This window comes from Paenibacillus sp. 1001270B_150601_E10, from assembly GCF_015558675.1.
In the GTDB taxonomy this organism is placed as follows: Bacteria; Bacillota; Bacilli; order Paenibacillales; family Paenibacillaceae; genus Paenibacillus_B.
Map to the genome: position 1 here is coordinate 281,606 of NZ_JADMOL010000003.1, position 14,273 is coordinate 295,878.

The window sequence follows — 14,273 nt, forward strand, 5'->3', positions numbered from 1 at the left end:
CCGACCTGTGCTTTCCTCCACACCCTTTTACAGCTTGGCTCATAAAATGGACTTAGAGATGATGCGCGTTTAGACAGCTTAAATGGAAAGAAGGGATGTCCGATGCCAAACAATAAGGTATTCAATTCCATCTCGATGCCGATTTACTCGCTGCAAACCAATACGTATACAAGTCCTGCTGTAGAAGAAGGTGCTTCCGCTGCAGCTGCGGCGGCGGGCATTTCATTCTGGCTGCCGACGGGGAACGTAAGCGTTGGGGGAAGCCAGAACCTGCTTCTTCAAATTACAAATCCATCGGGCAGCGGCAAGACTGTCAGTATGAATGGTATATCAGGAGGGTCAAATGCCAGCGCGAGTCTTATTGTATATTCCGGAGGAACGATTACAGGAGCAACCACTCCAGTTCCGGTTAACAGCAGGCTCGGAACAGCTACAGCAAGCGTGGTCACAACTAGACAGGCTACAGGTACATTGACGGGATCGCCGACCACCTTGTATTCGACCTTCGTTACGGCAGGCATATATTTGCTTGAATTTGACGGAGCTCTTGTCGTGCCCACTAACCAAACCTTGACAGTCTCCCTTGGTGTTGGCGCCTTGACAGGATCCATTAATCTTAATTGGTGGGAGGTCTAATGGGAACGAACGATCATATTTTTAATGACAGCGGAACGAATAACCTCATTTACTCTCAAGTGACGAATACGATTGCCTCGCCATCTGCGGTCGCCCCTCCCTCATACAGTGCAAGTCTAGCTGGCAATGTATTCAGCGCCTTTACGTCCAACTCAGCTTCGCTAGGACTTCTCGGAGGAAGTGTCGTCACCTCGCTTCGAATGAACAACACAAGCGCCACCAAATCCGCCTATATCATCCGGCTTGCCGGTGGTGTGGGCGTAGCATTGAACCTGCTGTCAAGCCTTAGTGCAAGCTACTCGATTATCAATGGAGGTTCGCTGACCTCTCCGAGCGGAGTCACAGCCATAAACAACAACCTCGGCAGCAGCAACACGAGCATGATGAGCATGACCAGCTCTACATCCGCCGTCAGCGGTGGGACAGTCATGATCACAACGCCTGTTGTAGGCGGTCCTTTTATTATTGATTTTGATGGGGCGATTATTATCCCTCCCTCCTCATCCTTGTCGCTCTCTATGAGCGCTTCCTTGTCTGTTGCCGGCGTGTTGTCCGTTCAGACCAGTGCATTTTGGTGGGAGGCCTAACCGATTTGGGTAGGATTTTGATCATTTGGATAAAAAAGAAGACCTTCGCATCCAGACAATAAGGGGGAGCCCTTGCTTTGTCTGACTGTAGAAGGTCTTTTATGTGTAATTAAGAAACTCGTTTATTTTGCAGCACGCTTAGCGACAATCGCACGAGCAATATGAACTCCTGCTGCGCCTGCCTGTGCAAGACCACGCGTAATGCCAGCGCCGTCTCCTCCGCAATATAGTTCCTTGATCTCGGATTCTAGATTGCGATCAAGCTTCGGACGAGCGGAATAGAACTTCGCTTCCACGCCGTAGAAGAGCGTATGCTCAGATGCGATCCCTGGAGTCACCTTCTCAAGAGCCTCCATCATCTCAATCAAGCTCTTCATCGTATTATAAGGAAGAACTAGCCCTAGATCCCCTGGTACCGCCTCACGAAGCGTCGGCTCAAGGAAGCCCTCTTTAATGCGGTTATCCGTAGAACGTCGTCCGCGCAGAATATCTCCATACTTCTGAACGATAACCCCTCCACCGGACAAATCGTTGGCACGCTTGCAGATCTCGCGCGCATATTCATTCGGCTTGTCGAAAGGCTCAGTGAACTTATGGGAGACTAGCAAGGCAAAGTTCGTATTTGGCGAACCAAGCTTAGGGTCCTTATAGGAATGGCCGTTCGCACACATAATACCACTATGATTCTCAACGACAACGTGACCCGAAGGGTTGCTGCAGAACGTACGAACCTGCGTGCCAACGGACGTGTTAAAAATAAATTTGCCTTCGTAGAGATGCGTGTTAATCTCACGCATGACGATATCGCTCGTCTCTACGCGAACGCCAATATCGACCTGGTTGTTTACCATCTTAATACGGCGTTTCTTCAGAATGTCGGTCAGCCATGCGGAGCCGTCACGCCCAGGCACAATCACGACATGATCGGCTTCAAGGATATCGCCATTTTTCAGCTCGACGCCTTTCACTACATGTTGGCCGTCCTGTTTTTCCGTAATCATATCGGCTACTTCAGCCTTATACATCATATCAACACGAGGCACCAAGTATTCATAGATGGACTTCAAGATCTCAAGGTTCTGCTCCGTTCCGAGGTGACGGACTTGAGCGCGAAGCAGCTTCAGGCCGGCAGCATATCCCTGCTGCTCAATCCGACGGACCGTTTCGGTAGTCGGATCCGTAATATTCGGAGTTGCGCCATGCTCTAGGTTGATATCATCAACATACTTGATGAGGCTAAGGACCTCTGAACCGGACAAGTAATCCGTGAGCCAGCCTCCAAACTCCGTCGTAATGTTGAATTTGCCATCGCTGTACGCGCCTGCCCCGCCGAAGCCATTCGTAATCGAGCATGCGGGAACGCAGCCGGCAAATTCCTTGCGGCCGATGGCTGGTGGGCACTTCTGAATCTTCTCCTCGAGAATCGGGCAGCTGCGTCTATAAATATCATGACCTTTATCAATTAAGGCAACCTTTAGCTCCGGCGCCTTCAACGTCAATTCATAACATGTAAAAATACCTGCTGGACCTGCACCTACGACAATAACATCATATTTACTCATGAGCTTCCTCCTTGATGGACGATAATGATATCGCTGAACAGACAAAAAAATCCTGGCTATGAACGAGTGCACTCCACCTAGGTAGACGGATACACACTCGTTCGTAGCCAGGAATTTACGGTTCCTCGTAGAGACCCCTGAACCCTATTATCAGGGATATACGAACAAGATATCGATATGGATGATGGATGTCTGATGAATGGCTGCCTCAAAGCAGCAATTTCATTCTATGTTATATTAACGAACGAGTCAATAGCCAATCAACCAATTGTTCGTAAATTTTATTTTAACTCCATCAAATATGGATTTTATCAAAGATAATTATCATCAAAATCCGAACATTTAAAGAAGAGGGTTAATTTCGTTCTTTTCGAACACAGTGAAAGTGATTATTTTCCAACCATAGATTGTCCCGAATTCCTTGGAATTTGATTCATTTTCGTATAAAGTTGTCCATGTTGCATAAATATACTACCTAACGAATGAGGAGCTATTCGATCCATGACTTCTAAGAACACAACTCCTGATTCCACGCCTACTCGACCGGAAAGCCTATCCGTTAGAGGCGTGTTGTCATTCCTTATACCTTCCATCATAGGCTTGTTCCTATTTGTGGTCCCTATAACATGGCAAGGCGAGATGACCGTTCCTATCGCCCTGCTCGCCAAGATTATTCAAGGAGCACTAGAGAATGTGCTGCCGATCGCTGCCTTGCTCATTATTGGCATCGCTTGGATCGGGTCGACGATTGCTCTATTTGTGAAGCCGGCTAGCTTCCGTGACTCTCACCTGTGGCGAGCACTCTTTCAAGTCACTCCGTTCTGGTATGCCGTTCGGACCATTGGACTGATCTTTGTCCTATGTACGTACTTCAAGCTTGGACCGGAGTGGGTATGGTCTCAAGATACTGGCGGCATGCTGCTGACCAGTCTTCTGCCAGGACTCTTCGTCGTCTTCTTGCTTGCGGGGCTGCTGCTTCCGCTGCTTGTCGACTTTGGGCTCTTGGAATTCGCCGGCATGCTTATGACGAAGATTATGCGCCCGCTGTTCACTTTGCCTGGCCAATCCGCCATTAACTGCATCGCCTCATGGCTTGGCGATGGCACAATCGGAGTGATGATGACCAGCAAGCAGTATGAGCAGGGCTACTATACGAAGCGAGAGGCGGCCGTTATCGGTACGACATTTACCGCAGTGTCGATCACGTTCTGCTTTATTGTATTGTCTAACGTGCAGCTAGGGCATTTGTTCCTTCCGTTCTATGCTACGGTGACCTTTGCGGGACTGGTTGCAGCTATTATTATGCCGCGAATCCCACCGCTCTCATGGAAGCCGGATATGTATGAAGAGGGCATTATGATTCGTTCTGAGGAAGTGGTGCCAGAAGGCTGGTCAACATGGAGATATGGAATGCATCAAGCAGTCAGCAAGGCAAAGAGCCACGAGGGGATTACACTCTTTGTGCGCAATGGCCTTAAAAACACGCTCGATCTATGGATCGGCGTCATTCCCGTTGTTATGTCCATTGGGACGGCAGCGGTCGCTGTTGCCACGCATACACCGATCTTTGAATGGATCGGCAAACCTTTCTATCCGATTCTGGCCGGGCTAGGGGTTCCTGAGGCGCAGGCCGCCTCTGAGACGATCATGGTCGGCTTCGCGGACATGTTTCTCCCCACGGTGCTCGCCTCCGGCATCGAGAGCGAAATGACTCGCTTTATCGTCGCTGCGTTGTCTGTTACGCAGCTGATCTATATGTCAGAAGTTGGCGGACTCTTGCTCGGCTCGAAGCTGCCGATTACGATGAAGGATCTCATTCTCATCTTCCTGCTGCGCACTGTGATTACGTTGCCGATTATTATTGGCATTGCGCATTTCATATTTTAGAATATATCCAACTTTTAAGACTTTGGAAGAACGGCCCAGTTCCTGCGAGACCGATTAAGGTTTTCATTTGGAATTGGGCTTTTTTCACGATTGCTTGTTGCACAAGAATTATATATGTTTACAGTCATCTTCATGTGTACGTGATTTCATATCAGAGAGGGGACAACTTCATATGGCAGAACCGCCTGCTGCAATAGCAAAGAGCGGTCACGGTCTGAATCAAACGGCCTCGCAGTCGAGCTCGAATACCGTATACCGCATCTTGTTTGCGATCAGCTTTGTACACTTATTCAACGACTCCATTCAATCGGTGATTGTCGCCATCTTCCCGATTCTCAAGGATACGATGAGCCTGTCATACGCTCAGATTGGCTGGATATCGTTCGCCATCAACTTTACGGCGTCCATCCTGCAGCCGGTGGTAGGCTATTTCTCAGACAAGCGCCCGACACCGCTCCTGCTCCCGCTAGGCATGTGCTTTACCTTTACCGGCATGCTGCTGCTTGCCTTTGCGCCAAACTACATCATGGTGTTGGTCTCTGTTGTTTTTGTAGGACTAGGCTCTGCGGCATTCCATCCAGAGGGCTCGCGCGTCGCCCATATGGCGGCTGGTTCCCGCAAGGGTCTGGCTCAATCGATCTTTCAGGTCGGGGGCAACGCTGGACAATCGCTTGCTCCGCTTCTAACCAAGTGGATCTTTATCCCGTTCGGGCAGATCGGCGCTCTAGGCTTTACAGCCGTTGCTGCGGCAGGGATTGCGGTTCAGAGCTTTATTGCCAAATGGTACGGTGGTAGCCTGAAGCAGGGCTATACATTCGCGAAGCGCGAAGCCGGCCAGATTCATCCTATTTATAAAAAGAAGGTGATGTGGGCAACCGTCATTCTTGTCCTCGTCGTGACCATACGTTCCTGGTATGTATCAGCCGTTGGCACCTACTATGCCTTCTATCTGATTGAAGCCTATAATCTGACCGTCGATCAGGCTCAGATCTATATCTTCCTGTTCCTCGGGGCAGGCGCAGCAGGGACCTTCTTCGGCGGGCCGCTCGCGGATCGCTTCGGCAGACGCAATCTTATCGTTGCATCGCTGCTTGGCGCGATACCGTTCGCGCTGGCGCTTCCTTACCTGCCGTTGATCGGGGCAGCCATCGTACTGATTCTGACCGGCTTCGTCCTGATGTCCAGCTTCTCGACGGCCGTCATCTATGCACAGCTGCTCCATCCCGGAAGCATCGGCACCGTATCCGGCCTGATCACAGGGCTTGCCTTCGGCATGGGCGGCATTGGCAGCCTCCTGCTTGGCAACTTCATCGACACCTTCGGTATTCATGATGTGATGGTGGCCGCAGGGTTCCTGCCGATCTTCGGCTTGCTGACCTTAGCGCTGCCAACCGACAAGAAGGTGCGTGTTTGGACCAATCAAGCGTAATGATGGAGGAACAAGACAGAGAAGATATTGAAGCCTAAAGTATCACGTTGCAGATATGATAAAAAAGAAGAATTGAAGCTCTACACGATGAGCACCTGGTTTAAGGGTCTTCCTTTATCGCCAATATCATTGATGAGAATCAAAGAAGCACTTATTAAGTGTATATAGATCAAAAACAGCGATTGTGATGTTTGAATAAGAGGACTCAATCCCTTCGAAGCTTCTGTAATAAGGAGCTTCGTGGTTAGCCTCTATTCATCATTACCATCGCTGTTTGTCTTTTTAACCAGAATAGAATTCATACGTTTCGTCATAAACGGAACCAAAATGGGATTTGGCGAAAAAACCTGTCCCTATACGAGGACGCTCATCCATGAATAGGCTCGAAAGAGGTTTTCTCATGAAACGCAATATCTTCAAATGGGCTTATACACCACTTCAAACTGCTCGCAAATAACAGGCATGGATTCATTAAAAACAAGCCCTAGTCGTTCGCATTCTCGGGTAAAGAAGGGATCATGCGCAGCTCTCCAATATGCCAGGCTCTTGTCACCCTCTCCTTCAATCGCTGCAAATGCCTCGGTTACTTCACCATAAGGCACGAGATCAATATGCGTCGTTTGAATGATGCACTTCGCATTCCCGCTCCAATCCAGGATCACGGATCGCTCGCCGACCACAGGAACGGAATCGCCAGTCACTTCATAGGTCCACAGGCTTGATGCCGTCCCCCTTTTCACACCGGCCAGCACCAGTTCCGCCAATTCATTCGCATCCGCTTCGTTATCGCAAAAATGCCAGGCAGTATAATGGAGCGTTGAAGCGAGCTCCTCAGGCAGCGTGCTTAGATAAGCTTTCCACAGTTCTTGTTCGGTCAACTTCATACTCTCCTCTCGATTTGAATTCTCATGTGTTACATGTACAGCACGCTATCCACGTCGATCCATATCCATCAGACTGTAGACAGCATCGTTCAGTTAATAATGATAGGCCATAATCATAGGCGCCATTACGATTGCAGATCTATTGAACGCTTATATTCATGCTCCAAGATCGCGTAGAAGTATTGATCCTTCCACTGCCCGCGCCAATTCAGCTCTTCCTTAAAAATGCCTTCCCGTCTCATGCCAACTCGCTCCAAGAGTCGAATCGAGCGTATATTATCCTCATGGCACATCGCCACAACTTTATGAGCATGAAGCTGCTCAAAGGCAAATTGCAGCATCTGATGCAAGGCATGCGTGGCATATCCTCTTCCTTCGTACGTTGATGCTAAAGCATAGCCAATCTCCCAGCTCTTACGATGAGCCACATAGCTCCAAATCTGCATGATGCCAATGGGATGCCATTCTCCCTGCTCTTCAATCTCTACGATATGGTTATAGTGCTCCCTCGGCTCCTGTTCATTGAGCTCTTGCCGATACTTATCATAAACCGCTTCAGCACAGGGGGCGACCGCTTCCTCGTAGGGCCATTGTTCAGGATCGCACTCCAGTCGGCTTACAAACTCCAGATCGTCCATGCACATCGGGCGAAGTCTTACGGGATGGAATGAAGATAAAGACACTTGTATTTCCTCCCTTCTCCTAACGTACGTCATTTCCTAGCGTAAAGGATGATCAGACCAGTCGAAAGGGAAATTATTTATTTATAAAAAGACTCCATTCTCATGTTGAGTCTAACACAACAAACTTCTGTCAGTGTTGAAGCTCTTTTAACGACAAACAACCGTGACTAGAGGGATACCTATTGCCAAGTACCTCTCAACGGAAATCACTCTTTTCTATACCATGAAAAAAGGTGGCGCCATAAGCACCACCCAAGAGGAGAGCGATATAAAATATAACCTTGCCCCGGATGGGGGCTTGGGAAAAACCTAGTCTTTATGCAGAAAGCGGCTGTTCCTGATCCTGTGCCTTCGCAGCTTTCTCTTTGTTCGGTATCAATACATTCAGCAGCAATGCGGCCACCGCACCTACCGTAATGCCGGAAGAGAAGAAATAAGAGACGAAGCTAGGCGCAGATTGCAGCGCGTCGCTTGGAAGCACCACAATCGCCATCGTAAGCAGGATCGGTACACCAATAATCATCATCGCGCGCTCATTCAGCTTCACCAACTGAATAACCTTCATGCCGTTTACGAAGATCGCTACGCAGACCACGCCAAAGATTCCATTGATTACAGGCTCCGGAATGCAAGTAATCAGCGCAGACAGCTTCGGCATCAGACCCAGCGCCATGAGGATCACACCGCTCGCCATAATCGCGATGCGGCTGCCTACGCCTGTTACCGCAATAAGCCCAGCGTTTGAAGAGTAGCCTGTCATCGGCGTACCGCCGAACAGCGCCGCCGTGAAGCAGCCAAGGCCTTCGCCCAGAGCGGCGCGATTCAAGCGCTCATTCGTCAGCTCCTTGCCTGTGACTGTAGACACGACAAACCAAGTTCCTGTCGTTTCAATCAATATGATGAAATAGATCAGCACCATCGTAAAGATAGCACCCCAATCAAAGACTGGCGCTCCGAATGGGAAGATCGTAGGCATAGAGAACCAATTCGCTTCCTTCACGGCAGTAAAGTCCACACCGCCAAAAAGAGAAGCCGTAAACGTACCCGCCACAATCGCTACGAGTACCGACAATAGACGAGATATCGTTCCAAGGCCCTTGCCCTTATTGCCAAGCAGCATGCATATAATCAGTATGCCTGCAGAGACAAGCGCAACAATTAGATTGTTGCCAAGCGTGCCCTCCGCACGATAAATGCTGCCCATCGCAACTGGCATAAGCGAGATCCCGACAATCATAATAACCGTGCCGCCAACAAGCGGCGGTATAAAGCGGTGAACGGACTTCGCAAACCATTTGAGCGGATAGCCGAGAATAGCGATAATCAATGCACCTGGCAGGAGCGCCCCCGTAATTGCTCCCATGCCAAGCTTGCCCCCAATAGCTCCAATGGCGCCGATCGGCACGTAGGAAGGACCTTGAACGACAGGAAGCTTCAAGCCAAAGCCTGTCTGAATCACCGTCGCGAGTCCTGCACCGAAGAAGCACATTTGGATAAAGAATGCTGTGTCAGCAGCAGACAATGCAAGCATTCCTGCGATAATAATCGGCGCAATGTACAAATCCATTGCAAGCACATGCTGCAGCCCGAGCACAAAGGCTTTGACTGGACCGATCTTATCATCCACGCCTACAACCAAATCTGTGGATTGTGATTGCTGTTCCATAAATAAGAATTGCCTCCCCCTCAGTTGTCTAACCCATCACACACTATAACGTTTTACCTTTTCACATGGTCGATTATAGGACTTCCTTCCTTGTTTGTACACCCTTTTTACGAATAAAATTAATTTATATGACTTAAATGTTCGGTTTTAGAGTTGACCACCACCTCATGATCCCCTAAAATATTGATATAGAGAAATAAATGACGAACATATACTAGTCATTTCTAAAGGAACTCACCAAACCTGTAAAAAGGAGATTTTTCATCCAATGATTGTCAACGATACGGTATTACAGCAAGAATGGATCGTCGCCTGCTTGTCCTCCGAACTCACAGACAAGCCTAAGCAAGTATTCATTATGGGCGAGCGCGTTGTCGTATTTCGTGTAGGAAATGAAGTTCGTGCATTCAAGGACCTGTGCATCCACCGTGGAGCAGCACTGTCGCTTGGCTGCGTGAAAGACGGACACCTCGTATGTCCTTATCATGCTTGGGAATATAATGCAGAGGGGGATTGCACAAAGATTCCTCAGCTGCCCGAAGGACAAGCGATCCCGAAGAAAGCGCGTGCCATCGTGTACGGCTGCGAAGAGCGCTGCGGAATGATTTGGGTTAATCTGAGCGGAGATGCAGAAACGCCGCGATTCTCTCTTCCAGAGTTTGAGGATCCATCCTATCGTGTGGTCATGTGGGGACCACAGCATGTAGAGGCTAAGCCGCCGCGCATTATTGAGAATTTCTTAGATGTCGGCCATCTTGCGGTCGTTCATGAAGGCTACCTTGGCACTTCGGAGCATACGGAGATCGGCGATTATCATATGATTCATGATGAACACGGCATTCGCTCTGAGGAGATTGCGATCTTCCAGCCAGATCCGGATGGCTCTGGTCAAGCGAAGTACGTATACTACACTTATGCCATCGAGCGCCCATTGACCGTTAAATTTACGAAGCGCGATCAGGAGACTGGCAATCTGATGACGATTCTGCTTACGGTGCAGCCGAAGGATGCCCATACATCCATTGCTTACGGCATTATGCTGTTCAATTACGATACAGGCACGACTGATGAGGAGACCGTCAAGTTCCAAGACATGATCTTTGCACAGGACAAGCCTGTCGTGGAAAATCAAAAGCCAGAGGATCTTCCGCTCGATTTGCAAACAGAACTTAGCCTGAAATGCGACCGTGTAAGCATCGCTTACCGTCAGTACTTGAAGAAGCTAGGCGTACAGTGGGGCACTGCGTAAGCGAACTGTATAACGTGGTTATAAGAAACCCATTTCTAGGTCATTCAGAGAAAATGGATCATATATAGAATAGATTTATCGCGTAATAGAATATTGGTCCTGACCGAGGCGAAGCTTCAATATTCGATTCTGTAAGAGAAAAAGACGAGCATTGTACAGCAATTGGCTATACAATGCTCGTCTTCTTGTCGTTGCGTTCGAACTAGAATCTTATATCCGGTAGATCTTGTAATTAACAGATATAGATAAGTTGTTATCCTAATGATCGTATCAGGATTGAAGCGACTGAGTCGGCTGATTGACCATTAGCTTCTTATATTCCCGGTACATGGCAGCCCGCCAAGGCAGCAGCATGCCAAAGGCCAGAATAAAGAAGATGCCTGCACTTTGCGGGATCGTCACATACTGCTCCACAACATCATGCAGCAGCAGCCGAACAATCAACAACGTTACGATCACAACGATAAACATGTTGGAACGCTTCAAATAAATGAGCTCCCCTTCGCGGTGGAACTTGGATGTCCGAATCAGCGGATAGGCAAACAGCACAGCCCCTGCAAAAAAGGCGATAACCCCATACTGCCAAGGAATGCGCAGCTCCGGTACGACAAACATCAAAAAGCCCGTCGCCATGCCGATCGGCGGCATAATGATCTTCTTCGCATTGGTAGGCTTGTTCTGCGCACGCAATCGAAGGAAGATGACGGCTGCACCCGCACATAACGATACGAGCACAGATATTAGATGAGATGACATCATCACATGTGGCATCTCGCTTCACCTCCATGAATCCTACTGCTTGTCTCCCCCATTCATGACGAGCAGCATATGCATTCATTTTACATCAAGCCAAAATGAAATGCTATTTATCAACAATCGGCCTCAAGTGCCAATTCATGTCTGCTTCTCATTTATTAAACACATGCCAGCCCATTTCTAACGAGCTCATACCAATGGTTTTATAAGATTAGGACGTCCCTTTTGGCCTAACTCCACGGGTCGCAATAGCGATAGAAGGATCGTCTGGCCAGTAATGCTTTGGATACCGCCCCTTCAAATCCTTTTTCACCTCAAAATAAGTGCCGCTCCAGAAGCTTGCCAAATCCTGCGTGACCTGTACAGGTCTACCCGCCGGCGAGAGAAGATGCAGGGTAAGCGGCACGCGGCCCCCTGCAATTCTCGGCGTCTCCATAAGCCCAAACAGCTCCTGAAGCCTTGCTGCCAGCACCGGCTGCTCGGGATTGGAGTAATCGATTCGAATGCGTGAGCAGCTAGGCACGACATATGCCGATGGAGCGAGCCTGTCCAACTCCTGCCGCTCGCTCCAGGGGATGAAGCTCTCAAGGATAGATGCCAGATCAAGCTTCTGAAGCTCCTGCTTCGACTTCATGCCGTACACATGGGGCAGCAGCCACTCCTCCATTGTATCAAGCAGCGCTTCATCAGAGGCTGCTGGCCATTCGTCTGGGCGGTAATGGTGAAGAAATTGCAGCCGAAGCTGCCACTCCTTTGCCTTCTTGCTCCAAGGCAGCAGGCCAAGTCCTTCTGGATGCGAGCGTAGGCCTGCAAGCAAAGCAGCTCCTACTGCATCGGGATCTGGATTCTGCACCGGGCGCTCGCGAAAGACGATGGCACCGAGCTTAACCTGCTCCCTGACCCTTACAGCCTCAGCTTCCCCATCCCACGCCAAGTGGAGATGAGGCTCCATCCACTTTGCAGCATATTGAAGCAGAGACTCGGCTGTGACAGGAGCGGCCAATAAGATGCGCGCCTCTGTCCCTTGATCATCCAGATCCAAGGCTACAAGATAGGGCGCGTAGGCGATAGGGTCCTGCGCCTTGCTGCCAAGGAAGGCAGCACCTCTGCCATTGCTCAGCAGATAGCGCCCATCTGCTCGGCGTTCCGCAATTCGATCAGGGAAAGCCAAACTTAGCAGCACGCCGCCTATATCCTCTAGCGACAGCTCTTGCGATGTCTTCTGATTCTTCTTGATGCCATCATTTTGCGCAACAGGAAAAGCTCTTGCCAATCGCTTAACCTCCTCCACAACGCGATTCAAGGTTGCCTGGTCCACATGCGGGAGGATAGCCTCCAGATGAATGGCTGCATCGGACTTGGATAAGCGTCCTCGCTTCTGCTCGGCAGCACGCCTGCGATAGGCATGCACAATCTCCCAACGCTTGCGAATATCCGGCCCGCCGATAGACGGTGCGGCCATTGGCGAGCCCAGTGTGACCGCATGCCGCGGCAGGATATCCCGCTCCTGCAGCAAAGCCGCCCATTCCACGGAGATCTCGCCCCAACCTAGGCTTATACCCTCAAGCACCATATGAGACAGCCTCGGGTGAAGGCCGTACGCGGCCATCTGCTTGCCATGAGGTGTCAAGCCTCCCTCGGCGTCCATAGCCCCCATCTGCTGAAGCAGCTGACGTGCCTGCAACAGCGCAGCTCTTGGCGGCGGCGTCATCCACCGGAGACCTTCGCCAGAAGGGGCGCCCCATGCCGCTATCTCCAACTGAAGCGGCAGCAGATCAGCATCCATGATCTCAGGCAGGCGATGCGGCTTCAGATGCGCGTGCTCTTCCTTGGACCACATCCGGTAGCATGCGCCAGGGCCGAGCCGTCCCGCTCTTCCTCTGCGCTGATCGGCGGCATCCTTCGTCACGCGCTCCGTGACCAAGCGGGACATGCCTGTACGCGAGGAGTATCGCGACACTCGCATGAAGCCGCAATCAACGACGACCTTCACTCCCTCAACCGTCAAACTCGTCTCGGCGATGGAAGTCGTCAGGACAACCTTGCGCTCGTTAGGGACGCTAGGCGCGATCGCAAGCTCCTGATCACGCTCCGAAAGATGACTGAACAGCTTGCGGATTCGAATCTTTGCCGAGCCTAGGGCGCTGTGTTGAGAAAGCTCCTGCGTTAAAGCCGCCTCTGTACGGTGAATTTCTCCTGCACCCGGCAGGAACACCAGCAGATCCCCTTCCTGCTCATGCAGGGCGCGCATCACAAGCTTGGCGCATGCCGATTCGAGGCGCATGTCTCTGCTAGCAGGCACGTAGAAGGTATCAACGGGATACGCTCGGCCTTTGCTTTCCAGAATAGGGGCATCCCCGAGCAGCTGTGCAAGCGGCTCTGCATCCAGCGTCGCCGACATCACAAGCATGCGCAGATCATCTCTTAGAACAGCCTGTGCCTCGAGCGACAATGCGAGGCCAAGATCTGCATGAAGGCTTCTCTCATGATACTCATCAAAAATAAGCAGTCCTACGCCTTCTAGCGAAGGATCTTCCTGCAGCATCCGCGTTAAGACACCTTCAGTCACGACCTCAATTCTTGTGCGGGGGCCAACCTTGGAGTCCATGCGAACCCGGTAGCCCACAGTCTCTCCCACTCGCTCACCAAGCAGCGAGGCCATATAGTGGGCAGCTGTGCGGGCTGCGAGCCTTCTTGGCTCAAGCATCACGATTCTTGTGCCGTTAAGCCATGGCTCTGTCAGAAGCGCAAGCGGTACGCGGGTCGTTTTTCCCGCACCAGGCTCCGCCACAAGCACCGCTGCGCTCTGCTTTCTAAGCTTCTCTTTTAATGAGAGGCATACCTCGTCAATGGGCATGGGAGGCAAAGCTGCGAGGCATCGTTCTATTTTTTCATCCATTTGAGTGGTTTCATAGGGTGGTTCAGACTTCAAAG

General features: G+C 50.5%; 11 protein-coding genes and 1 riboswitch. Of the genes, 5 read left to right on the forward strand and 6 right to left on the reverse strand.

Annotation, left to right across the window (positions count from 1 at the left end):
* Positions 1 to 102: 102 nt before the first annotated feature.
* Both I2H74_RS09895 and I2H74_RS09900 read left to right on the forward strand, forming a co-directional pair.
* Positions 103 to 636 (forward strand): hypothetical protein, encoded by a 534-nt coding sequence (locus tag I2H74_RS09895; protein WP_195573796.1) that lies wholly within the window; start codon positions 103 to 105, stop codon positions 634 to 636.
* On the forward strand, positions 636 to 1,223 hold the full coding sequence (locus I2H74_RS09900) for a hypothetical protein (RefSeq protein WP_195573797.1): 588 nt from the start codon (positions 636 to 638) through the stop codon (positions 1,221 to 1,223). The genes I2H74_RS09895 and I2H74_RS09900 overlap by 1 nt, the downstream gene beginning before the upstream one ends.
* Before the next feature lie 122 nt (positions 1,224 to 1,345).
* Here I2H74_RS09900 and I2H74_RS09905 read toward each other — a convergent pair whose 3' ends face one another.
* Entirely contained in the window at positions 1,346 to 2,785 is a 1,440-nt protein-coding gene (locus I2H74_RS09905) for an NAD(P)/FAD-dependent oxidoreductase (RefSeq protein ID WP_195573798.1), read from the reverse strand.
* Positions 2,786 to 2,869: 84 nt separating this feature from the next.
* Positions 2,870 to 2,969, reverse strand: a riboswitch (purine riboswitch).
* A gap of 317 nt (positions 2,970 to 3,286) precedes the next feature.
* Between I2H74_RS09905 and I2H74_RS09910 the strand changes: the two genes are divergently transcribed.
* Together I2H74_RS09910 and I2H74_RS09915 are read left to right on the forward strand one after the other, a co-directional pair.
* Entirely contained in the window at positions 3,287 to 4,672 is a 1,386-nt protein-coding gene (locus I2H74_RS09910; RefSeq protein WP_195573799.1) for a YjiH family protein, read from the forward strand.
* Positions 4,673 to 4,844: 172 nt separating this feature from the next.
* Complete coding sequence (locus I2H74_RS09915; RefSeq protein ID WP_195573800.1) at positions 4,845 to 6,101, forward strand: MFS transporter; 1,257 nt, start codon at positions 4,845 to 4,847, stop codon at positions 6,099 to 6,101.
* 416 nt (positions 6,102 to 6,517) lie between these two features.
* Here the strand turns inward: I2H74_RS09915 and I2H74_RS09920 are convergent, their stop codons facing one another.
* From I2H74_RS09920 to I2H74_RS09930, 3 genes are all read right to left on the reverse strand, one after another.
* Positions 6,518 to 6,979 carry an ASCH domain-containing protein gene (locus I2H74_RS09920; protein WP_195573801.1) on the reverse strand — a complete coding sequence of 154 codons (462 nt, stop codon included), beginning with the start codon at positions 6,977 to 6,979 and terminating at the stop codon, positions 6,518 to 6,520.
* A 131-nt stretch (positions 6,980 to 7,110) separates the two neighbouring features.
* A complete protein-coding gene (locus tag I2H74_RS09925; protein ID WP_324254042.1) occupies positions 7,111 to 7,668 on the reverse strand; it encodes a GNAT family protein in 558 nt (185 codons plus the stop codon).
* 316 nt (positions 7,669 to 7,984) lie between these two features.
* Positions 7,985 to 9,334, reverse strand: coding sequence for a uracil-xanthine permease family protein (locus I2H74_RS09930; RefSeq protein WP_195573802.1), 1,350 nt, complete (start codon positions 9,332 to 9,334; stop codon positions 7,985 to 7,987).
* Positions 9,335 to 9,602: 268 nt separating this feature from the next.
* On the opposite strand from I2H74_RS09930, the gene I2H74_RS09935 reads away from it, so the two are divergent.
* Entirely contained in the window at positions 9,603 to 10,583 is a 981-nt protein-coding gene (locus tag I2H74_RS09935) for an aromatic ring-hydroxylating oxygenase subunit alpha (protein WP_195573803.1), read from the forward strand.
* Between the two features lie 270 nt (positions 10,584 to 10,853).
* Here the strand turns inward: I2H74_RS09935 and I2H74_RS09940 are convergent, their stop codons facing one another.
* Together I2H74_RS09940 and hrpB are read right to left on the reverse strand one after the other, a co-directional pair.
* The gene (locus I2H74_RS09940; RefSeq protein ID WP_195573804.1) at positions 10,854 to 11,354 is read right to left on the reverse strand and encodes a CcdC family protein; all 501 of its coding nucleotides are present in this window, start codon (positions 11,352 to 11,354) and stop codon (positions 10,854 to 10,856) included.
* A gap of 196 nt (positions 11,355 to 11,550) precedes the next feature.
* On the reverse strand, positions 11,551 to 14,238 hold the full coding sequence (gene hrpB / locus I2H74_RS09945; protein WP_420707437.1) for an ATP-dependent helicase HrpB: 2,688 nt from the start codon (positions 14,236 to 14,238) through the stop codon (positions 11,551 to 11,553).
* Positions 14,239 to 14,273: the final 35 nt, after the last annotated feature.